Source organism: Achromobacter sp. JD-1 (assembly GCF_038594925.1).
Taxonomy (GTDB): Bacteria; Pseudomonadota; Gammaproteobacteria; order Burkholderiales; family Burkholderiaceae_B; genus Achromobacter; species Achromobacter spanius_C.
This window is the reverse complement of sequence record NZ_JBCGCS010000023.1, coordinates 19,712-39,448: the sequence shown is the minus strand read 5'-3', so window position 1 is coordinate 39,448 and position 19,737 is coordinate 19,712. Positions and strand designations below refer to the sequence as shown.

The following is a 19,737-nucleotide window of genomic DNA, read 5'->3' as shown; positions in this document are numbered from 1 at the left end:
AGCACTCGTGAGCAGAAAATCTCCCATTCTTAATCAACCATGCGCCGGATGGCAGGCTGACCTCCCGCCTGCCAACGATCCCATCAGCATAAAAGCACGCCCAAGTGCCAGCACCAATAGCCAAAGCAGCACCTATTTGGAACTTTCGCGCAATGTTTCGACGCGCCGAAACATAACTCTGCTGCTGGGTACCGCTCAGTTGATAACAAGCATAATTTTCTTTACATGGTCAACCAAGATGCTGTTTTCAAATAACTTTTTTGGTTTCGACCCCACGATGATTGGTCTCTACGTCGGTGCCATCATATTCGTCATCATCGCACCAGCCTTTCTTCTAGGTGCCGCCATATTGCCACCCAGAGATTGCCCTATCCGCTTCAATCGTCTTCGCCGAAAAGTCTATATATACGAGTTCAAGCAAAACTGGCTTACCTTCCCGACGCGGTGGCGCGTCACCACGCATTCCTTCGATTGGGACGACCTGCATGCCGAATTTTGGCGTCGACGCGCGTTTACCCCACAAGGGGGCTTAATCATCACCTGGGGCGTGTCCATCGCAGTCGTCAAACCCAAAACCAATGTGGTGATCACCCGCTTTCCCCTGACCGTATGCCAAGACGAAGGCAGCTCATGGGATTACGTCCGCACCTACATGCAGCACGGCCCCGACGCGCTGCCGCCCATCGAAAAACTCAACGATCCCAACGACGTTCCGCCGCACAACCTGGCGCTTCGTCTGGCGCCAAAGGTCAAATGGCCGGCTGCGATGGATCTGGAATCACGCAGTGGCCCGACTTGATCCGCGAAGCGAACTGTCGCCCACCTCCGCGGTCCCTTTGAAACTTATCCCCGCCATCTGTGGAGAAGGCTGAGGACAGTCTTGGGGCACAGTCAAAATCTCCTGTCCCGCCAAGCACTTGCGCGTGCTGATCAAACCATGCGCAATCATCCTTTTGGATGAGATTGACCGGACTTATCCCCGAAAAAGCTGGATGTCCAACCAGCCATTGCCGACGCCGCGCAGCGCTTGTTTATTTGTCCCAGCATTCTGTGGAAAAGCATGAGGACAGTTTGAGGGCAGGTACGAAAACGTCATTGATATCAAGCACCTGCAGAGGGTGGTCAACAATGACCCAGCTGTGCGTTCAGGGACGCCAAGTTGTCCCCGCCAAATGTGGATAAGGCTGAGGACAGTGTGCGGGTAGTCGCTAAAAACCCTTATGGGCCAGGCACTTGGGGGCAGCGGGCAATAAACGCCCAATAACGCGCACCCCACCCGCGAGGGCCCACGCCCCCCGACCGAGGCCGCACAAGCTGGGGATAAAGAACAGGCTTGTCCCCATGGAATGTGGACAAGCCTATGAACAGTCGGATAACAAGCCTGAAAACTTCTTATCCGACAAGCACTTGGAAGCGCTGCTCAAAGAAAGACCAGCCGAGGGATTACTCGTCGCCTTCCAGGCGCATGCCGATCTTCAAACCGACCTGCCAATGGGCCACCTTGCCGTCCTTGATATGGCCGCGCACTTCGGTGACTTCAAACCAATCCAGGTTGCGTAGCGTTTCGGATGCGCGCTCGATCGCTTTGGCGATGGCGTCATCGGTTGAGGTGGTGGAAGAGCCCACCAGTTCGATTTGCTTGTAGACATGATTCGACATAGCTCGTCTCCGCTAAGGGGGTGAGTCGTGAACTGTCGGTCTGCACGCGATGTTCCGGCGCTTACGACCGGCAATCCATTCGAACACACAGGATACTGCCGCGGCGCTATTGTGGTGTTACGAGTTCCGTCGCGTGGTCTCGACTGGCGACGGAGCCCGCTCCCGCAACCCAGCAAGGAGATCACCATGCCTGAACGAAAAACCCTGGAGCGTGCCAAGCAAGACAAGCGCGAAGGCAAGTCCGCGTCCACGCAGGCCGGCGAATTCGTGCGCGAGGAAATCGAACACGTGCGCGAAGGCAAGCATGGCGTGCGTTCCACCAAACAAGCCATTGCGATCGGACTGTCCAAGGCCAGGCGCGCGGGCGTGAAGGCCTCGCCGTCGAAAAGCGCCAGTGCGGCCACGAAGCGCCGCGCCAAGAAGGATGCCGAAGCCGCGCATGACGGGCACGCCAAGTCCGCGACGCGCTCGCGTGCCACCACCCAGGCTTTGAAGAAGGAAAGCACCAAGCCCGCCTCGCGCTCGGCGCTCTCGCACCACGCCAGCAAGACGGCCAGCCGGCGCACCGCCGCCGACCGCTCGGCGGCGGCGAAAAAGGCGGCGGCCACCAAGGGTGCGGCCGGGCGTTCCGCCGCCGCGAAGAAGGCGGCGCGCACGCGCGCAAGAAACAAAGCCGCGGCGTCGCGCCACCATGCGGCGCATTAAGCGTGTTGCCGCTGCTTAGCCCGCGTCAAACTGCCGAAAGCGCTCTTGCAGGAATTCGCGCATGCGCTTGACGGCCGGCGACAGCAGCATGCGGTGCACGCACAGCAAGTACAGCGGCGATGGTTCGGTGGCGTAGTCCGGCAGCAACGCCACCAGCCGACCGGCGCGCAGATCACGCAACACGTCGTAGCGCGACTTGTAGGCCACGCCCTTGCCCGCCAGCGCCCAGCGGCGCACCAGATCGCCGTCGTCGCCGACGCGGTCGCCCTTGACCGGAACGGTCATCGCCGCGCCGTCGTGTTCGAACGCCCAGCGGTCGTGCAAGGTTTCGCCCAGCACGAAGGACAGACAGTTGTGGTCGCGCAGGTCATCGGGCTTTTGCGGCACGCCGTGGCGCGCCAGATAGGCGGGCGACGCGCAGACCACGCGGCGGTTGTGTTCGGCCAGCGGCAAAGCCACCAGCGCGGAATCGCTGGGCTTGCCGTAGCGGATGGCGATGTCGACAGGCTGGCGATACAGGTCGGCCAGGCGGTCGCTGATGCGCACCTGGAAGCTCACGCGCGGATATTGATGCTGGAACTCGTCCAGCCACGGCAGCAGCACATGGCGGCCCAGGTCGGACGGAATTGAAACCGACAGCGTGCCGGATATCGCAGTCTTGTCGCGCGCCATGGCGTTCTTGCCGGCCTCCAGCGTGGCAAGGGCCGAGCGGGCGTATTCCAGATAACGCTCGCCGTCGGCGGTCAGCCGCAGGCTGCGCGTGGACCGCACGAACAGGCGCGCGTCCAGGGTCTGTTCCAAGCGCTTGAGCGCGGCGCTGGCCACCGCCGGCGACACCTCAAGTTCGCGCGCGGCGCCCGAAAAACTGCCGTGATTGGCCGACGCCACAAAGATCCGCAAGTCTTCAAACCGCACCATGCCAGGCCCATTTTCAAAAAATTATTGAAACTGAGTGCGATGCTAGCCGGTTTTTCGGCGGCGCGGACTGGGTAATCATGGCGACGTATTCAAGACCCTCTCGACCTTTCTGGAGCTGACACATGAACATCGAACTGAATGGCAAGAAAGCACTGGTGACCGGATCGTCCGGCGGCATCGGCCTGGCGATCGCCTTTGGCCTGGCTGAAGCCGGCGCCCAAGTGGTGCTGCACGGCCGCAGCCCGAACAAGCTTGCCCAGGCCGCCGCGGCCATCACGCAGAAATTCCCCACCGCCAGCGTCACCACCGTCCAGGCTGATCTGGCCACCGCCGATGGCGCGGCCGCGGTCTGCGCTGCCCACCCCGACGTAGACATCCTGGTCAACAACGCCGGCTTCTTCGCCCCGAAGTCGTTCACGGAAATCACCGACGACGACTGGCAGGACATGCTGGACATCAACGTCATGAGCGGCATTCGGCTGTCACGCTATTACCTGCCCCGCATGATCGCCGCCAACTGGGGCCGCATTGTTTTCATATCAAGCGAATCCGGGGTGCAGATTCCCGCCGAGATGATCCACTACGGCGTCAGCAAAACCGCCATGCTGGCGGTGTCGCGCGGCCTGGCCGAGCTGACCGCGGGCACGGGCGTGACCGTCAACGCCGTGCTGCCGGGGCCGACGCGCTCGGAAGGCGTGGCCGACTTTTTCGCCGAAATGGCCAAGGAGCAAGGCGTGTCGCAAGACGAAATGGAGCGCAACTTCATTGCCCAGCATCGCCCCACGTCGCTGCTGCGCCGCCTGGCCACCGTGGACGAAGTGGCCAACATGGTCGTCTACACCTGCTCCACGCAGGCCAGCGCCACCAATGGCGCGGCGCTGCGCGTGGACGGCGGCGTGGTCCGCTCCATTCTTTGATTTCCATCCCCCTAACGAGCCATCCCCATGAAAGCTATCGCCTATTTCAAGAACCTGCCGGCCGACCATGCCCACGCGCTGCAAGACATCACCGTCGACGAACCCGTGCCCGGTGACCACGACCTGCTGGTCGACGTACACGCCATCTCGGTGAACCCGGTGGACGTGAAGATCCGCGCCAACCGCGCACCCAAGGACGGCAAGCCCGAGATCATCGGCTGGGACGCGGCGGGCGTCGTGCGCGCCGTGGGCGCCAAGACCAGCCTGTTCCAGCCCGGCGACCGCGTCTGGTACGCGGGCGCGTTGAACCGGCCCGGCGCCAACAGCGAACGGCATGTGGTGGACGAGCGCATCGTCGGCCATATGCCCAAGAGCCTGGACTTTGCCCAGGCCGCCGCGCTGCCCTTGACCACCATCACCGCCTGGGAGTTGCTGTTTGACCGCTTGCGCGTGCTGGACAACGCCGCTCCCAGCCAGGGCACCTTGCTGGTGGTCGGCGCGGCGGGCGGCGTGGGGTCCATTCTGGTGCAACTGGCGCGTCAACTGACCGGCCTGACGGTGATCGGCACCGCCTCGCGTCCGGAAACCCAAGCCTGGGTGCGCGAGCTGGGCGCCCACCACGTCATCGACCACAGCAAGCCGCTGACTGAAGAACTCAAGCGTATCGGCGTGCCGCAAGTGAGCTATATTGCCGGCCTGACGCACACCGACAAGCACTTTGCGCAACTAGCCGAAGCCATCGCCCCGCAAGGCAAGATTGCGCTGATCGACGACCCCGCCGCCATCGACGTGCGCCTGCTCAAGGGCAAGTCAGCATCGCTGCATTGGGAATTCATGTTTGCCCGGCCGCTGCACCAGACGTCCGACATGATTGCCCAGCACGAATTGCTGAACCAGGCCGCGCGCCTGATCGACAACGGCACGCTGCGCACCACGCTGGGCGAGCACTACGGCAAGATCAACGCCGAAAATCTGCGCCGCGCGCACGCCTTCATTGAAAGCGGCAAGGCACAGGGCAAGGTGGTGCTGGAAGGGTTCTGACTGCCTTCGCAGAACTGTTCTGCGTAAAGATGGGGTAATCGTCACGGCCGATAAAAATTATCATCGACTTCTGTGACAACCCCGGGCTGGCGCCCAAGCGCCAGCCTCCCCAAGCCGCCACCATGACAAGACGCAAAGCCGGCCCGCAGAAGGCACGGACACGCAGGGCGGCGGGGAACAAGGAGAGAGACAATGTTCAAGCTCACGCGCCGCGGCTTCATCGCGGCCGGCTCCCTCATGATGCTTGCCCGGCCGCTGCGCGCCGCGCCCAAGCCCGTGACCCTGATCGTGCCCTACGCCGCGGGCGGCCCCAATGACAACTTCGCCCGGGTGCTGGCCGAAGGCATGAGCGCGCAGTTGGGCGTGCCGTTCGTCGTGGAAAACAAGCCGGGCGCCAACGGCATCATCGGCGCCACGCAGGTTGCGCGCGCCCCCGCCGACGGCCACACGCTGCTGATGGGCGGCTCGGGTCCCGTGTCGCTGAACATCCTGCTACGCCCCAGCTTGCAGTACCGGTTCGACAGTTTTGAGTCCGTGGCAATGATGTTCGATGGCCCGTTGACCATCACCGTGCCCGCGACGATGGGCGTGAATTCCATTGCGGACCTGGTCGCTTACGCCAAGAAGGAAAACCGCGCGCTGACCTATGGCTCGCTGGGGCCGGGCAGCGTGACGGATCTTTATGGGCTGATCCTGTCCAAAACGCTGGGTATTCCCTTGATGGCCGTACCGTACAAGAGCACGCCGACCAGTCTTATCGACTTGATCACCGGCCGCAATGACCTTTCCTATATGACGCCCATCGCCCTGGCCGACCATCAAAAGGCGGGCGCGGTGAAGATCCTTGCCCTGACGACCGAGCAGCGCGACCCTGCCCTGCCCGGCGTCCCGTCGGTGACGGAACTGGGTTACCCCCAACTGAAAGCCAGCTATTGGACCGCGCTGCATGCGCCCAAAGGCACGCCCGCCGACGTTATCCAGGCCTATTCCGCCGCCGCCATCAAGACGGTTCAGTCCGAGAGCTTCCGCAAACTGCTGGTCGCGAACGGGCAGACCGAGAAGGCGGGCGGCCCGCAAGCCTTGGACGCCCAGCTGGAAGCCGACCGCAAATATTGGGGCCGCGTCATCCAGGAAAACCACATCGTTCTGGACTGAACCACGCCTAGCCGCCCGTTTGCTGGCAGCGCTAACGGGCAGCCCCCCCGTCCTACTGCAGCGGCGCCCGGGCGATCCGATGCGTGGCGGATTGGAAATTGATTACGGGCTGCGCCTCGCGGCACGTCGTCTTGCGGATCTTGCCTACGATCAGGTCATGAGTCCCCAGCGCTTCGGTGCACACGATATCGCATTCGATACTGGCCAGCGCGTCCGGCAATACCGGCGTGCCCTGCCCGTTCATCTCCCAGCCGCCGTGCGCGAACCGGGCCATGCCCTGCGGCTGACTCAGGAACGCCTGCATGACGGCTTCGTGCCCCTCGCCCAGCACATTGGCCACGAAGCGGCCATGACGCAGCAAGGGCTCGCGCGCGGACGAGGTCTGCTGGACGAAGAATCCCACCATCGGCGGGTCGGCCGAGATCGACGTCAGGCTGGACACGATCATTCCTGCCACCTGTTCGCCGTCGCCCGTCGTCACCGCGCTGATACCGGCCGGCAACGAGCGCATCGCCGCCTTGAAGTCGTCAACCGACACCACCTGGTCATGCTCGTTGAACACCATGTGCGCGCGGATGTCGCCGCGCTCATCGACCCACCCGTGCGTGGCCGCGTAGTCGACCATGGCGGAAAAATCCGCCTCCCACTTTGGGTCGCCCGCGTGTTGCGACAAGAAGCGCAGCACGGACGGTGACAGGCGCACATGGCGTTCGTCCTCGCGCCGCCCCACCCGCGCGATGGCGCGTTCCAGCCGTTCACGCGGCTGCGGATCGGCCAGCACGTCCAGCCGCCGAAAGTCCGACGGATGGCGCAGCGTGATCGCCCCTGCGTTGCTCAGATAGATCTGCATCTTGCGCTCCTTTCAGGCAACGGCCGTGGCGCTGCCGACTTCCTTGCGGATGGCCGGAATGATCTTGTCGCCCCACAGTTCGATCTGCTTGAGCATCGTCTTCTGGTCGAAGTCGCCCAACTGCGTCTGCAGGGCAATGTGCTTGGGCCGCAGGATGCTGATCTCTTCGAGCATCTTGTCGATGACTTCATTGACCGAGCCCACCGGCAGGTTCTTGCGCAGCTGCTCGAACGTGGGATCATTTTCCGACGGCACTTCCTTGACCATGTAGCCGTCGTCGCTTTGCGCGCGGCGGAACTTCAGGCTTTCGGAAATGCGGCGCTGAAAGCGCGCGCAGTCCAGGTACGCGTCGATCTCGGCCTTGTTGTCCGACGCGTAGCCACAGCGCAGGAAGCCGAACTTCACATCGCGGTCCAGGTCGCGGCCATTGTCTTCGGCCACTTTCTCCAGGCGGCCGCGCAGCTCGGCAATGGCGTCGTTGCCCTTGAGCAGCGCGGTGACGAACAGGTTATGGTTTTCGCGCACGCCACGGCCCAATGTCACCGGGTTGCCCGACGTGATCCATAGCGGCGGCATCGGGTCTTGCAGGCAGCGCACCGCGATCGAGCTGGGCGGAATCTTCAGGAACTGGCCGTCGTGTTCAAAGATCTTCTGCGTGAGGCCCTTGGGGATGACGTCAAGAAACTCATTGAAGATCGCGCCCGAATCGGCGATCTGCACGCCAAAGCGTTCGAACTCGAATTCCTGATAGCCCGAGCCCACGCCCAGGTCCAGACGGCCGTTGGACACGGTGTCCACAAAACCCACTTCGGCCAGGAAGCGCGCGGGGTGGTACAGCGGCAAGATGCACACGGCCGTGCCCAGACGGATGCGGTGCGTTTTGGCCGCCGCATGCGCCACCGTCATCAGTGGCGACGGCGACAAGGAGTAGTTGTTGAAGTGGTGCTCGGCGTACCAGGCGGCGTCGAAACCGGCCTGCTCCGCCACCACGGTTTGTTCGATGGAGTTGTTGATGACTTGCTTTGAGGACTGGTGGTAACCTCGCTGCTGCGCCAGAATGAACACGCCGAATTCCATAATGTCTCCTCATTGAATGCTTGACGTTCTGAGGAAATTCTAGAGGCCGGCAGTCATCGGATGAATACAGAAAATGCGGCGTTCTGTGCTGCGTAAAGTGGAGGAATGATGGACAGGCTGCGCGCGATGGAGCTCTTTCTATCGATCTCCAAGACCGAGAGTTTCTCTGAAACCGCTCGGCAATTCGGGGTGTCTGCAACGTCGGTATCCCGCATGATCACCGAGTTCGAAAACGAGTTGAACGTAAAGCTGCTGCTGCGTTCGACACGCCAGGTCGTGCTGACCGAAGCCGGCCAGGAATATGCGCAACAGCTTGAATCCATCTTGTGGAACATCAACGAGGCGCATCGCAACATCACCGAGATCCGCGCCGCGCCCAAGGGCATATTGCGAGTGCATTCGCGCATGATGTTCGGCCTGGGCGTGCTGCCGCCGCTGGTTGCCGCCTTCCGCCAACAGTATCCCGACATCCATATTGAACTGGTGCTGACCGAGGCCAAGGCCGACCTGCGCCGCAACAACTTCGACATCGATTTCCGTATATCGCCGCCCGTGGAAGCGGGCCTGAAGCGGCGCATCCTGTTCAAGAGCGAACGCTTCCTGGTGGCCTCGCCCGCGTATCTGGCCAAGCGCCCGGCACCCGCGCTGCCTGCCGATATCGCGCAGCACGATTGCCTGGCCTATCTGCTGCCGGGCGATCAAACCTGCTGGCGCTTCAAGCAGGAAGAGGCCATCGAAGAAGTGCTGATCAAGCCGCGCCACGTCACCAACAACGGCGTTGCGCTGCTGGAACTGGCGCTGCTGGGCGAAGGCATTGCGCTTCTGGATGACTACACCGTGCACAACGATATTTCGCGCGGCACGCTGGTGCGTCTATTCCCCGATTACCACGTCACGAATACGACCTTCGAAGAAGGCATGTACGCCACCATTCTGGACACCGCGATGATCCCCGTGAAGATCCGGCTGTTCCTGGACTTCGTGGCCTCGCACGTGTCGGGGTCGGCGCTGCGGTTCACGGCGTATAACAAGATGGCCGCGGCTGAAAGCCCCTGATCAGGGGCAGTGATCAGGGGCGAATGCGGCACCGCCCGCGCGGCGCGCCCACGGCGCCCGCACCCCGAATGCGCAGCAAGGCACCATCCAACGAGCCCGAGGCCGTCAGGCGGCCGCTGTCGCTGATCGTGGTGACAAAGATATCCGACAGATCGGGGCCGCCAAAACAGAGCGACGCCGGATGCGCGGCCGGCAGCTCGATGCGGCGATCCAGCTTGCCGTTCGCGTCGAAGCGCGCGATGGCTGCCGCATGCACCAGCGCGGTCCACAAGCCGCCATCGCGATCAAAGCAGCAGCCGTCCGGGGCCGACTTCAACGCGTCGGTGTCAACGAAGACTTCCGGGGATGACAAGCAACCCACCTCATCCATGCGATACCGAAACACCTTGCGCTGCGCGCTATCGCACACATGAAAATGCTGCCCGTCCGGATGCATGACCGGGCCGTTCACCACGCCCAAGCCTTGCGCGATGCGGTGGACATTGCCCTGCGTGTCCACGCGATACAAGCCGCCCAGCGGTGCTTCGCCATTTTGCCGGTGTATGTGCATGGTGCCGGCCACAAAACTGCCATCGGGTAGCGGCGCGCCGTCGTTCAAGCGCAGATGCGGATGGCTGTCGTCGATGCGCGCCAGCGTGCGCAGCGTGCCATCGATCAGGCTGACCAGCGCAAAGGTCTCTTTCAGCGCCACGATGACTTCGTCATCGCGATTCAGCGCGAACGAACCCACCGGCGCGGGTAAGGTCCATTCACGAGTAGCGCCGCTGTCCGGATCCACCCTCAGCAACTGCCCGCTGCGGCAGTCCAGCATCCACAAGGCATTGCCCACCGCGTCCCACACCGGGCACTCGCCCAACGCGGCGCGAACCGTGCCGATACGCTCAATCTGCATAAGCCGACCGCCTCTGTTCTGCTCGTCCGGCGGACGATTTCCCAAGCCATGGTATCGGCTTGAAGCGCACGGGAATATGCCGTTTTCATGCAGAACACAACCAACATTTTTGGCCTGAATCCTGCCCAATACCCGTCCATATAATCCAAAAAAAGCCGGCCGCCCAGCGCTTGAAACGCAGCAGGACCGGTCCATCGGACTCAAGGAGACACGTCATGCAGCATGCCACCGGCGCCCTGCGCGCCCTTGCCATTTTCCCGACCAACAAGGTGACCGCATGAGCGAGGCCACCGTCACTCTGGAAGTCAATGAAGGCGTTGCGCTCGTCACGCTGAACAGCCCGCCCGTCAACGCACTGAATCGCGCCATGCGCCGCCGCATCGTCGCCATCTTCGACGAAATATCCGAACGCGACGACATACGCTGCGCGGTGCTGACCGGGCATGGCAAGGTGTTTTGCGCTGGTGCGGACTTGAAAGACCGCCCCAACGCCGACATCGCCGGCGACTTCCTGGAACACAACCGCATCACCCGCGAAACCGGCAACGCCATCAAGGAATGCGCCAAGCCAGTGATTGCCGCCGTCAATGGCGCGGCGCTGGGCGCGGGGCTGGGGCTGATGGCTGCGTGCGACATCATGTACGCATCGGACAACGCCACCTTCGGCATGCCCGAGATCAACGTCGGCCTGGCGGGCGGCGCGTCCATGTTGCGCACGCTGGTGGGCCGCTCCACCCTGCGCCGCATGTTCTTCACCGGCCAGCGTCTCAGCGCGCATGACCTGTTGCGCCGCAACGTACTGGAAGACGTGTTGCCGCCTGACCAGTTGCTGCCGACGGCGCTGGCGCTGGCGCATGAAATCGCATCCAAGGCGCCGCTGGCCGTGCTGTATGCCAAGCGCGCGGCCAACATGGTTGACCTGATGCCGCAACGCGACGCCTACCGCTTCGAGCAGGACTTCACGATGACGCTGGCCAAGACGGAAGATGCCCGCGAGGCGCGCATGGCCTTCCTGGAAAAGCGCCAGCCGCAATTCAAGGGGCGCTGAACATGGCGCAGACCGCACAAGCGCACAATCCGCAACCCGCGGGCGCCGGGCTGACGCCGTTTTTCAAGGCAAGCAGCATCGCCATCGTGGGCGCGTCGGACGACGTCACCAAGATCGGCGGCCGGCCCGTGCATATGCTGATCAAGCATGGCTATGCCGGCGCCGTGTATCCCATCAACCCCAAGGGCGGCGTCATCCAGGGCTTGCCCGCCTACGTCTCGGTGCGCGACACGCCCACCGCCCCCGAACTGGCGATTCTGGCGGTGCCCGCCAGCGCCACGCCCGCCGCCTTGCGTGACTGCGCGGCGCGCGGCACCAAGGCCGCCATCGTGCTGTCGGCGGGGTTCACGGAAGCAGGCCCTGCCGGCACCGCGCTGCAAGCCGAGCTGGTTGCCATTGCGCGCGAACATGGCATGCGCGTGTTGGGGCCGAACTGCCTGGGCGCGGTCAATGTGGCCGACCGCCTGATCGGCTCGTTCTCGATCGCATTGGAAGAACACATGCCACCCGTTGGGCACGCGGGCATCGTGTCGCAGTCGGGCAACGTGGGCAGCCACACCATGCAAAGCGTGGCCCGGCGCGGCATGGGCGTCAGCCGCTTCATCGCAACCGGCAACGAGGCGGACGTGGACGTGGCGGATGGCATCGCGGCGCTGGCCGACGACCCGGACACGCACATCATCCTGTGCTGCATGGAAACCTGCCGCGACGCCACCAAGCTGATCAGCGCGCTGCGCCTGGCGCGCCAGCGCGGCAAGCCGGTCATCGTGTTGAAGATCGGCTCCACTGAAAAAGGCCAGCAGGCGGCCGCCTCGCACACCGGCGCGCTGACCGGATCCGATGCCGTCATCGACGCCGTCTTCCGCCGCCACGGCGTGCTGCGCGTGCGCTCGGTGGAAGCGCTGATCGACATTGGCCACGCGGCGTCGATGCTGATGCCGAACCGGCTGCCACGCAACGACGCGGTGACGTTGGTGGCGGCGTCGGGTGGCTTTGGCATCATGATGGCCGACGCCATGAGCGAGGCCGGCATGACCCTGCCCGCCTTGGCGCCGCTGACGCAGCAACGCATCCATGAAGCCGTGCCCACCGCCAGCACCGGCAACCCGGTCGACGCGTCGGCGCAGATGTCGAGCCGGCCGGACATCCTGGGAAAGATGCTGACCGCGTTGCTGGAAGACCCGTCGGACAGTTCGCTGCTGCTGTTCATGTCGCTGTCGCTGTACAACACGCGGCTGCGCGGGATCTACCTGGAAGCGCTGGCGCAGGTACGCGCGAGCCACCCCGATCGTCTGCTGATGATCATCAGCCAGGGGCCGGCGGACGCCATCGAACAGATCAACGCGCTGGGTATCCCCGTGTTCGGCAGCATCGACGCCGCGGCGACGGGCCTGGCGGGGTTGGCACGGCTGGGACGGCTGCGTGGGAAGGGCGAGGCGGAGACTGTGGCGGCGCCGCAGGCCGCTCGCGCCGTTGACCCCATCGTCTTCAAGAATGAATTCCACGCCAAGCAGGCGCTGGGTGACGCGGGCATCGACGTGCCGCGCGAAGTGGTCGCCACGGATGCCGACGCGGCCGTGCGCGCCGCTGACGCCATCGGCTACCCCGTCGTGCTGAAGATCGCGTCGGAGGACGTGGCGCACAAAACCGAGGCCGGCGGCGTGGCGCTGGACGTGGCCGATGCGCAAGCCGTGCGCGCGGCCCACGCGCGCATTCTTGCCAACGTGGCGCGCCACGCGCCCAGCGCCCGCATTGACGGCGTGCTGGTGGCGCCCCTGCTGCGCGGCGGCACGGAGATGATCGCGGGCGTATCGCAAGACCCGGTCTTCGGGCCGATCGTCATGGTGGGCATGGGCGGCATCTTTGCCGAAGTGCTGAACGACGTGGCGGTGCAGGCCGCCCCCGTCACTGAAGACGAGGCGCTGGCGATGATCCGGTCGTTGAAAATGTTTCCGATTCTGGACGGCGCGCGCGGACAGGCCAAGGCCGATATCGCGGCGGCGGCACGCAGCGTAGCCCGCCTGTCGGAATTTGCCTTCCGCCATCGCGATGACATTGCCGACATCGACATGAACCCCATTCTGGTAAGGCCCCAGGGCCAGGGCGTGGTGGTGCTGGACGCGTTGATGATTCCACGCGCCGCCCCCGCACCGCAAGGACAAGCATGAACGCTGAACAACAGGTGATCGTTCCCGACCCCGCTTCGGGCGCCGAGGTCTACCGGCAACACGCGCGCACCTGGCTGCGCGCCCATCTACCGGATTTCATGCGCGCGGACAGCCTGAACTGGCGCGCCGCCACACTGGCCGAAAGCAGCGACTGGGAAGCGGCAATGCATCATGCCGGCCTGGCCGGCATGACCTGGCCCAAGGCCTATGGCGGCCACGGTCTGACGCTGCGTGAGCATCTGGCGGTGAACAAGGAAATCGGCGCGCTGCCGATGCCGGAAAGCGTCAGCTCCATCGGCAAGGAACTGGCCGGCCCCATCATCATGGCCGTTGGCAACGACGTCCAGAAGCAGGCTTTCCTGCCGGAAATCCTGGCCATGCGGCAGTTCTGGTGCCAGGGCTTTTCCGAACCGGACGCCGGGTCGGACCTGGCGCGGCTGCGCACGAAGGCCGTGCAGGAAGGCGAAACCTGGCGCATCAACGGTCAGAAAATCTGGACCAGCGGCGCGGCCAAGGCGCATTACTGCCTGCTGCTGACGCGCACCGGCACCGTGGCGGACAAGCACCGGGGGCTGCTGATGTTCGCCGTGCCGATGGACACGCCGGGCATCCGCGTGGTGCCGATCAAGTCGATCGACGGCAAGGAGTCATTCGCCGAAGTCTTTTTTGACGATGTGATCGTGCCCGACAGCGCGCGCCTGGGCGCACCGGACGAAGGCTGGAACGCGGCCATCCGCGTGCTGTCGATCGAACGCGCCACCAACCGCATGTACCGCCCCTGGCGCTTCGAATGCGAGCTGCGTCAGTTGCTCGCCGCGTGCAAATCCGACGCCCGCCTTGCGCTGTCGTTGGACGATGGCTATGTGCAACGCCGCGTCGGTGACCTTGTTGCCGAGATCGACGGTTTGAAGGGGTTGGTGGAACTGACGGTGGATCGCATGCTGCGCGGTGAATCCATCGGCGCGCGGGGATCATTGACCAAGCTGTATTGGTCTGAATGCCATCAGGCGTTTGCCGGCCTGGCGCTATCGCTGCTGTCACAGGTAGGGCCGCATTCCAGCCCCTTGGCGCGGCGCGCGCAGCAGGCCTTTACCCACGCGTACCTGTTCGCGCGCGCCGAGACCATCTATGCCGGCACCACCGAAGTGCAGCTGGATGTGATTGCGCAGCGCGTCATGCAACTACCCAAGGATTTGACATGAGCAGCGAAGAACTGCGGCCCGAAGAGTTTGCGCAAGCCGCCGACGCGGCCATCACTGATGCGCTGTCGCGCCACGATCCGCATGAGATGGCCGCCGTGCTGGCGCAGGCCGGTCTGTGCGGCGTGCTGGCGGACGAAGCTGACGGCGGCCTGGGCCTGGACCTGGCATTCGCCTTGCCGATCGCGCACGCGGCGGGCCGGCTGCAACTGCCCCTGCCGCTGGCCGAACAGATGTTGCTGGCCCGCGCGCTGGCCGGTACGCCGCACGCGGCTGCCCTGGTGGCGGGCGAACGGCTGGCCGGCATCGCCTGGCAAGGCAGCTTGCAGGAAGGCTTTGCCCGCTTGGACCACGGCCCCGCGGATTGGGTGTTGGTGGTCGATGGCGACGGCGCGGCGCTGGTGGATGCGCGTGACGTGGCGCGGGAGACACAGCGCATGCTGGACCCCGAGCATCCTCAGATCTGGCTGACCTTGCAGGGCGCGCCGATGTTGACGCGGCTTGATGCGCGCGCATGGGCCGCGCTGCAACGCGCCGCCCGCTTGCTGCTGGCCGAGTTCGCCAACGGCGCGGCTGAAGGGGCGCTGCAAGCCGCTGCCACCTACCTGGCCGCCCGCGTGCAATTTGGCCGCCCGCTGTCGGCCAAGCAGGCTGTGCGCCACTTGCTGGCCCGCATGCGCTTGGTGCAGGACGTGTCCAGCGCCGCCATCCGCCGCGCCATGCACACCGACGAATTCGGCGCACCGCGCGACACCCGGCCCGCGTTGGCCGGCGCCATCAGCAACGCCGCCTTCGTCATCGAGAAAGCCATCCACCTGCACGGCGGCATGGGCTTTACCTGGGAACTGCCCTTGCACCCCGCGCTGCGCGCGGTGCGCAAGCTGGATGCGGCGTTCAACGGTTTGTCGCGCGCAGTCGGCCGCGATTTCATTGAATCGGTGTAGGAAAAAACCATGCAACAAGATCTGGCTGGGCGCGTCGCGCTCGTCACCGGCGCAGGCGCCGGCATCGGCCGCGCAACGGCCCGCGTGCTTGCCGCGCGCGGCGCCATCGTCGGCATCAACGATTTAAAACAGGAACTGGTGGACGCGGCCGTCGCCGACATCACCGCCGCGGGCGGCAAGGCGTTTGCGGTGGTGCAGAACGTGGCCTCGCGCGTAGGCATCGGGCAGGCCGTGCGCCAGGCCGCCGAACATGGCTCGCGCTTTGACATCCTGGTCAACAACGCGGCATGGGTGCGCTACCAAAGCGCCGCAGAGATCCAGGCCGACACGATGGACCGCATGCTGGACATCGGCTTCAAAGCCGTCATCTGGGGCATCCAGGCGGCCGCCGAGGCGATGGACCCGGCACGCGGCGGCGCCATCGTCAACGTGGCGTCCACCGCCGCCCTGAAATCCGCGCCCAGTTCGATGGTGTATTCGGGCATCAAGGCGGGCGTGCTGGGCATCACGCGCGCGGCCGCAGCCGAGCTGGGCGGGCGCGGCATCCGCGTCAACGCCGTCTGCCCGTCGGCCGTGCCAACCGAAGGCACCCAGCGCAACCGCAACGCCGAACGTGACGCGCGCCGCATCGCCAGCACGCCGATGGGACGGCTGGGCACGGTGGAAGACGTGGCCAGCGGCATTGCGTTTCTGGCCAGCGACGAAGCGCGTTTCATCACGGCGCAGGCGCTGGTGGTGGACGGCGGCATCACGTTCACCACGCTCTGATGGAAACGGTGCTGTTGACGGGCGCGGCCAGCGGCATCGGCTGCGCCACGGCCTGGCGGCTGGCACGACTGGGACGGCGCTGCGTGCTGGTGGACCGCAATGCGGAAGCGCTTGATGCGCTGCTGACGGCGCTGCGGTCAGAGCACGCGGGCAGTGATCATCTTGCCCGCGTCGCGGACCTGACCGATCCCGAGCAGATCAACGCGCTGGCCGACGACGTGCCGCCGCTGGACGCCATCATCAACAACGCGGGCATGACGGACGCCAGCAATCTGCCCGCCGTCGAACAAGCCGATGACAACTGGCAGCGGCTGCTGGACCTGAACCTGCACGCGCCGGCACGGCTGCTGCGCGCCCTGCACGGACGGCTGACGCGGCATGCGCGCATCGTCAATGTGGCCTCGGGCGCGGGGCTGCGCGCGATTCCGTTGCGCGGCGCATATAGCCCCAGCAAGGCCGGACTGATCGCGCAAACCCAAGCCTTGGCGCAGGCGCACCCGGAACGTCGCGTCAGCGTGCTGTGTCCCGGATTCGTGCAAACAGAGCTGGTCGACGGACTGATCGCATCCGGCCGACTGGACCCCGTGCGCGCGGTCGCCAAGATTCCATTGGGCCGATTGGCCGCCCCCGAGGAAATCGCCTGCGCCCTGGCCTTTCTGGCCAGCGACCACGCGGCACTCGTCTCGGGCGGCCGCTTGTCCGTAGACGGCGGATCGTCGGTGTTTGGCGGCAGCCAAGCCTATGCCCCCAGCAGCATCGCGCAAGCGTCCTGTGATACGCCGTTGTCCTTGACCGTGCATGGCCACTGGCCGGCGCTATCCGGCACGGAGGTACGCGACGGCTACCGCGCGGTACTCGACGCCACCGTGTTGGCAAGCCCGCCCGGCGGGCGTCTGGCCGCCACCTTGGCCGCCGCCCGCCGCCATGGCGGGGGCGATGCGCCCGGCAGCCTGACGCTGCTCTTGCCACGCGCCGCTGACACCGATTGGGAACACGCGGGCGACGACGCCGCCGCGCGCATGCTGATCGCCACGCTCGCCTGCGAATGGGGGCCGCGCGCACGCCGCATCAACGCCGTCGAAATCGCCTCGGCGGCGCCGAACCCCACGCTATCGCCGCTGCTGCGCTTCGTGGCCGGCGCCGAATCCCAATACCTGACCGGGCAAACGCTATGCACCCACTAGACGACCTGGACGCCATCAAATCGCGCTTCATCGCCGCACGCGGCTATTGGCGGCCATGGACCGAAGCGCTACTGCGCGCCAACCCCGCATTTCTGTTGCACTACGCGGACTACGCGGGGTATCCGGCGCGAACCGGGCCGTTGACACCCCGCATGGTGGAACTGGTTTATGTGGCGCTGGATGCCTCGGCCACGCATCTGTACGAGCCCGGTCTGGCGACCCATCTGCGCATGGCGCGTGAAGCCGGCGCCAGCGAAGCCGATGTGTTCGACGTGCTGCATCTGGTCACCGTGCAAGGCCTGAGCGCCGTGCTGCAAGCCGCCGACGTGCTGCATCAAGCCGCCCCGGTCGCAACCTTGCCCCCGGATGAACCCCTTTGCGCCCGCATTCATGCGCGATGGCCCGAACAAGCGCCAAGCCTGCTGCGACTGGCGGCGCAAGACCCTGGCTACGTGGCCGTGCTGCTCGATTTTGTTGAAGGCGGCGCGCCGGCCGCTGGCTTGACACCCGCCGAGCGGCTATTGGTGCGCATCGCGCTGCACGCCTGCTTCACGCAGGCAGACCGCCAAACGTTGCAGACGCTGATCCCGCATGCGCTGGCCGAAGGCGTCGCGCGTGCCGAGATCCTGCAAGTGATTCAGTTGGGCGCGCATCTGGCCGTGCATGGCGCGTCATTGGGCGCAACGGCTTACGCAAAGATGACGGGTGGCGTTGCGCCACCAGCGGACGGCCCTGCTTGACCCGTCAGGCCTGCCCTTCCCGTCAGGCCTGCCCTTCCCGTTTGGCGCGAGCACGCGGATCGTTGATCTCCGCTTCCAGTTCAGCGATCAGCCAATCGAACCAGCCCTTCTCGGTACGCGCATAGACCACGGCGGCCGGCGTCTTGCCGTCGCGCCAGCCCGGTTGATGCGTGTCCATCCAGGAGGCCAGACTCTTGTGCGGCGCCAGCAGGCCCGACAGCCATGCCCATAAATAGTCAGGTACGTTGCGGCGAAAACCTTTTGCACTGGCGTACAGCGTGGGCTCAAGCGGCAGGCTGCCCGAGCGGGCCAGCTTCGCCTGCACCCGGCGCAGCGTTTCGGCCGCGGCCTGCAATTGTTCGGTGCTGAGCTTTTTCACGTAGGAACTCCTGGATTGGGTTGACGGATTATCGCCGCAGGAGGCCGGGGTTTCAAAGTCCGGCCTTCAGCGTTGCCCCCGAGGCGGCGTCAGCGCCATCAAGGCCGTTACCGCGAACCGCGCCCCCGGCTCCAGCACCTGCATCCCGGTGCGAGTCTCGCCCGCCGCCGCCAGATTGAACGCATCCGCCACATTGGTGACGGGCTCCACGCACAGAAAATTCGAGCCGGGCGCGGTATAGACGACAAGATGCGCAAACGCCGGATCCGCGTGCAGCGCCAGTTCGTGGCCGTCCGCCCACTGCAGCGTGGCGCGCCCTTCCCATTGCGACAGATAGGTATCGCAGCCCTCGGCCGACCGGCGCAATTCACGCACATGCTTGACCCGGCTGCCTGTCGGCAAGCCGTCTGCATCGGCGGGCCACAAGCGCCGCGCGCTCAGCGCCACGCGCTCGGCGGTGAAATACGGATGGATGCCCAGGCCGCAGGGCATGGGCGAATCGCCCTGATTGATGAGGCTGAGCGACAGGCTCAGGCCGCGCGCGTCCAGCCGGTAGCGCTGCACGCATTCAAACGGCCAGGGCCAACCCAGCACGCCCGCCGGCTGGTTCAGCACCAGGTCAATACCATCCGGCGTGTGGTTGCGCACCAGCCAGGGTTGGAACAGGCCGGCGCCATGGATGGCATGCGGCCGGCCCGGCACGGATTCCAGCGCATGGCGCGCGCCATTGAACGTGAACACGCCGTCGCGAATGCGATTGGCATACGGCGTCAGGGGGTAGGACCCCGCGCGCGGCCACTTGCCGGGCGGCCACTCCGTGGCGTTCAGCGGCACAATCCAGTCATGCGAGCCCGTAGCCAAACGGGTCAAGCGCCCACCGCCCCCAGGCGCGAATTCGGCCAGGTGCGCCCCACTGGAAATCGTCACGCGCTCGACCGCATTGACGGGGTCGGCGAAGGGAAAATCCGGCATCTGCTGCTCCCGCGGCCATCACAGGGCCGCGTCATGCGATTGTGCCGCCGGCGCTTGGTCGCGGC

General features: G+C 65.1%; 20 protein-coding genes. 13 read left to right on the top strand and 7 right to left on the bottom strand.

Annotated features, from left to right (window positions below; all coding sequences use genetic code 11):
* The first annotated feature begins 7 nt into the window (after positions 1–7).
* Positions 8–799, top strand: a complete 792-nt coding sequence (locus tag WBR68_RS26160) for a DUF6708 domain-containing protein (protein WP_230695670.1) — start codon at positions 8–10, stop codon at positions 797–799.
* 644 nt (positions 800–1,443) lie between these two features.
* Here the strand turns inward: WBR68_RS26160 and WBR68_RS26155 are convergent.
* Positions 1,444–1,659 (bottom strand): dodecin, encoded by a 216-nt coding sequence (locus tag WBR68_RS26155; RefSeq protein ID WP_050449258.1) that lies wholly within the window; start codon positions 1,657–1,659, stop codon positions 1,444–1,446.
* Between the two features lie 186 nt (positions 1,660–1,845).
* On the opposite strand from WBR68_RS26155, the gene WBR68_RS26150 reads away from it, so the two are divergent.
* Positions 1,846–2,364, top strand: coding sequence for a DUF6496 domain-containing protein (locus WBR68_RS26150; protein WP_050449257.1), 519 nt, complete (start codon positions 1,846–1,848; stop codon positions 2,362–2,364).
* Between the two features lie 15 nt (positions 2,365–2,379).
* On the opposite strand, the gene WBR68_RS26145 is transcribed toward WBR68_RS26150, so the two are convergent.
* A complete protein-coding gene (locus WBR68_RS26145; RefSeq protein ID WP_050449256.1) occupies positions 2,380–3,282 on the bottom strand; it encodes a LysR family transcriptional regulator in 903 nt (300 codons plus the stop codon).
* Between the two features lie 122 nt (positions 3,283–3,404).
* On the opposite strand from WBR68_RS26145, the gene WBR68_RS26140 reads away from it, so the two are divergent.
* The 3 genes from WBR68_RS26140 to WBR68_RS26130 all read left to right on the top strand — a co-directional run bounded on the left by WBR68_RS26140 (position 3,405) and on the right by WBR68_RS26130 (position 6,395).
* Entirely contained in the window at positions 3,405–4,199 is a 795-nt protein-coding gene (locus tag WBR68_RS26140) for an SDR family NAD(P)-dependent oxidoreductase (protein ID WP_050449255.1), read from the top strand.
* A gap of 27 nt (positions 4,200–4,226) precedes the next feature.
* Positions 4,227–5,240 carry a zinc-binding alcohol dehydrogenase family protein gene (locus tag WBR68_RS26135; protein ID WP_127185204.1) on the top strand — a complete coding sequence of 338 codons (1,014 nt, stop codon included), beginning with the start codon at positions 4,227–4,229 and terminating at the stop codon, positions 5,238–5,240.
* A 192-nt stretch (positions 5,241–5,432) separates the two neighbouring features.
* Complete coding sequence (locus WBR68_RS26130; RefSeq protein ID WP_050449254.1) at positions 5,433–6,395, top strand: tripartite tricarboxylate transporter substrate binding protein; 963 nt, start codon at positions 5,433–5,435, stop codon at positions 6,393–6,395.
* A 52-nt stretch (positions 6,396–6,447) separates the two neighbouring features.
* On the opposite strand, the gene WBR68_RS26125 is transcribed toward WBR68_RS26130, so the two are convergent.
* Positions 6,448–7,245, bottom strand: coding sequence for a flavin reductase family protein (locus WBR68_RS26125; RefSeq protein ID WP_050449253.1), 798 nt, complete (start codon positions 7,243–7,245; stop codon positions 6,448–6,450).
* Between the two features lie 12 nt (positions 7,246–7,257).
* The gene (locus WBR68_RS26120; protein WP_230695669.1) at positions 7,258–8,322 is read right to left on the bottom strand and encodes an LLM class flavin-dependent oxidoreductase; all 1,065 of its coding nucleotides are present in this window, start codon (positions 8,320–8,322) and stop codon (positions 7,258–7,260) included.
* A 108-nt stretch (positions 8,323–8,430) separates the two neighbouring features.
* Here WBR68_RS26120 and WBR68_RS26115 point away from each other — a divergent pair, with 108 nt between their 5' ends.
* Entirely contained in the window at positions 8,431–9,378 is a 948-nt protein-coding gene (locus WBR68_RS26115; protein WP_127186416.1) for a LysR family transcriptional regulator, read from the top strand.
* Between the two features lie 13 nt (positions 9,379–9,391).
* Here the strand turns inward: WBR68_RS26115 and WBR68_RS26110 are convergent, their stop codons facing one another.
* A complete protein-coding gene (locus WBR68_RS26110; protein ID WP_230695668.1) occupies positions 9,392–10,270 on the bottom strand; it encodes an SMP-30/gluconolactonase/LRE family protein in 879 nt (292 codons plus the stop codon).
* Positions 10,271–10,547: 277 nt separating this feature from the next.
* Between WBR68_RS26110 and WBR68_RS26105 the strand changes: the two genes are divergently transcribed.
* From WBR68_RS26105 to WBR68_RS26075, 7 genes are read left to right on the top strand one after another with little or no spacing between them, the layout of a single operon-like run.
* The gene (locus tag WBR68_RS26105; RefSeq protein ID WP_050449249.1) at positions 10,548–11,318 is read left to right on the top strand and encodes an enoyl-CoA hydratase/isomerase family protein; all 771 of its coding nucleotides are present in this window, start codon (positions 10,548–10,550) and stop codon (positions 11,316–11,318) included.
* Positions 11,319–11,320: 2 nt separating this feature from the next.
* Complete coding sequence (locus WBR68_RS26100) at positions 11,321–13,486, top strand: acetate--CoA ligase family protein (RefSeq protein ID WP_230695667.1); 2,166 nt, start codon at positions 11,321–11,323, stop codon at positions 13,484–13,486.
* Complete coding sequence (locus tag WBR68_RS26095) at positions 13,483–14,688, top strand: acyl-CoA dehydrogenase family protein (protein WP_230695666.1); 1,206 nt, start codon at positions 13,483–13,485, stop codon at positions 14,686–14,688. Before WBR68_RS26100 ends, WBR68_RS26095 begins: the two co-directional genes overlap by 4 nt.
* On the top strand, positions 14,685–15,629 hold the full coding sequence (locus WBR68_RS26090) for an acyl-CoA dehydrogenase family protein (RefSeq protein WP_230695665.1): 945 nt from the start codon (positions 14,685–14,687) through the stop codon (positions 15,627–15,629). Before WBR68_RS26095 ends, WBR68_RS26090 begins: the two co-directional genes overlap by 4 nt.
* 9 nt (positions 15,630–15,638) lie before the next feature.
* Positions 15,639–16,397, top strand: coding sequence for an SDR family NAD(P)-dependent oxidoreductase (locus WBR68_RS26085; protein ID WP_050449245.1), 759 nt, complete (start codon positions 15,639–15,641; stop codon positions 16,395–16,397).
* Positions 16,397–17,581, top strand: a complete 1,185-nt coding sequence (locus WBR68_RS26080) for an SDR family NAD(P)-dependent oxidoreductase (protein WP_050449243.1) — start codon at positions 16,397–16,399, stop codon at positions 17,579–17,581. The genes WBR68_RS26085 and WBR68_RS26080 overlap by 1 nt, the downstream gene beginning before the upstream one ends.
* A complete protein-coding gene (locus tag WBR68_RS26075; protein ID WP_050449242.1) occupies positions 17,569–18,321 on the top strand; it encodes a carboxymuconolactone decarboxylase family protein in 753 nt (250 codons plus the stop codon). The genes WBR68_RS26080 and WBR68_RS26075 overlap by 13 nt, the downstream gene beginning before the upstream one ends.
* A gap of 22 nt (positions 18,322–18,343) precedes the next feature.
* Here WBR68_RS26075 and WBR68_RS26070 read toward each other — a convergent pair whose 3' ends face one another.
* Both WBR68_RS26070 and WBR68_RS26065 read right to left on the bottom strand, forming a co-directional pair.
* Entirely contained in the window at positions 18,344–18,700 is a 357-nt protein-coding gene (locus WBR68_RS26070; protein WP_050449241.1) for a hypothetical protein, read from the bottom strand.
* Positions 18,701–18,766: 66 nt separating this feature from the next.
* Positions 18,767–19,672 carry an aldose epimerase family protein gene (locus tag WBR68_RS26065; protein ID WP_050449240.1) on the bottom strand — a complete coding sequence of 302 codons (906 nt, stop codon included), beginning with the start codon at positions 19,670–19,672 and terminating at the stop codon, positions 18,767–18,769.
* Positions 19,673–19,737: the final 65 nt, after the last annotated feature.

Excerpts from the sequence above, each read along its gene's own strand:
- WBR68_RS26075 (WP_050449242.1), top strand. The coding sequence starts at position 17,569 with ATGCACCCACTAGACGACCTGGACGCCATCAAATCGCGCTTCATCGCC.
- WBR68_RS26100 (WP_230695667.1), top strand. The coding sequence starts at position 11,321 with ATGGCGCAGACCGCACAAGCGCACAATCCGCAACCCGCGGGCGCCGGG.
- WBR68_RS26090 (WP_230695665.1), top strand. The coding sequence starts at position 14,685 with ATGAGCAGCGAAGAACTGCGGCCCGAAGAGTTTGCGCAAGCCGCCGAC.
- WBR68_RS26135 (WP_127185204.1), top strand. The coding sequence starts at position 4,227 with ATGAAAGCTATCGCCTATTTCAAGAACCTGCCGGCCGACCATGCCCAC.
- WBR68_RS26125 (WP_050449253.1), bottom strand. The coding sequence starts at position 7,245 with ATGCAGATCTATCTGAGCAACGCAGGGGCGATCACGCTGCGCCATCCG.
- WBR68_RS26080 (WP_050449243.1), top strand. The coding sequence starts at position 16,397 with ATGGAAACGGTGCTGTTGACGGGCGCGGCCAGCGGCATCGGCTGCGCC.
- WBR68_RS26140 (WP_050449255.1), top strand. The coding sequence starts at position 3,405 with ATGAACATCGAACTGAATGGCAAGAAAGCACTGGTGACCGGATCGTCC.
- WBR68_RS26105 (WP_050449249.1), top strand. The coding sequence starts at position 10,548 with ATGAGCGAGGCCACCGTCACTCTGGAAGTCAATGAAGGCGTTGCGCTC.
- WBR68_RS26085 (WP_050449245.1), top strand. The coding sequence starts at position 15,639 with ATGCAACAAGATCTGGCTGGGCGCGTCGCGCTCGTCACCGGCGCAGGC.
- WBR68_RS26115 (WP_127186416.1), top strand. The coding sequence starts at position 8,431 with ATGGACAGGCTGCGCGCGATGGAGCTCTTTCTATCGATCTCCAAGACC.
- WBR68_RS26145 (WP_050449256.1), bottom strand. The coding sequence starts at position 3,282 with ATGGTGCGGTTTGAAGACTTGCGGATCTTTGTGGCGTCGGCCAATCAC.
- WBR68_RS26150 (WP_050449257.1), top strand. The coding sequence starts at position 1,846 with ATGCCTGAACGAAAAACCCTGGAGCGTGCCAAGCAAGACAAGCGCGAA.
- WBR68_RS26120 (WP_230695669.1), bottom strand. The coding sequence starts at position 8,322 with ATGGAATTCGGCGTGTTCATTCTGGCGCAGCAGCGAGGTTACCACCAG.
- WBR68_RS26095 (WP_230695666.1), top strand. The coding sequence starts at position 13,483 with ATGAACGCTGAACAACAGGTGATCGTTCCCGACCCCGCTTCGGGCGCC.
- WBR68_RS26155 (WP_050449258.1), bottom strand. The coding sequence starts at position 1,659 with ATGTCGAATCATGTCTACAAGCAAATCGAACTGGTGGGCTCTTCCACC.
- WBR68_RS26065 (WP_050449240.1), bottom strand. The coding sequence starts at position 19,672 with ATGCCGGATTTTCCCTTCGCCGACCCCGTCAATGCGGTCGAGCGCGTG.
- WBR68_RS26130 (WP_050449254.1), top strand. The coding sequence starts at position 5,433 with ATGTTCAAGCTCACGCGCCGCGGCTTCATCGCGGCCGGCTCCCTCATG.
- WBR68_RS26110 (WP_230695668.1), bottom strand. The coding sequence starts at position 10,270 with ATGCAGATTGAGCGTATCGGCACGGTTCGCGCCGCGTTGGGCGAGTGC.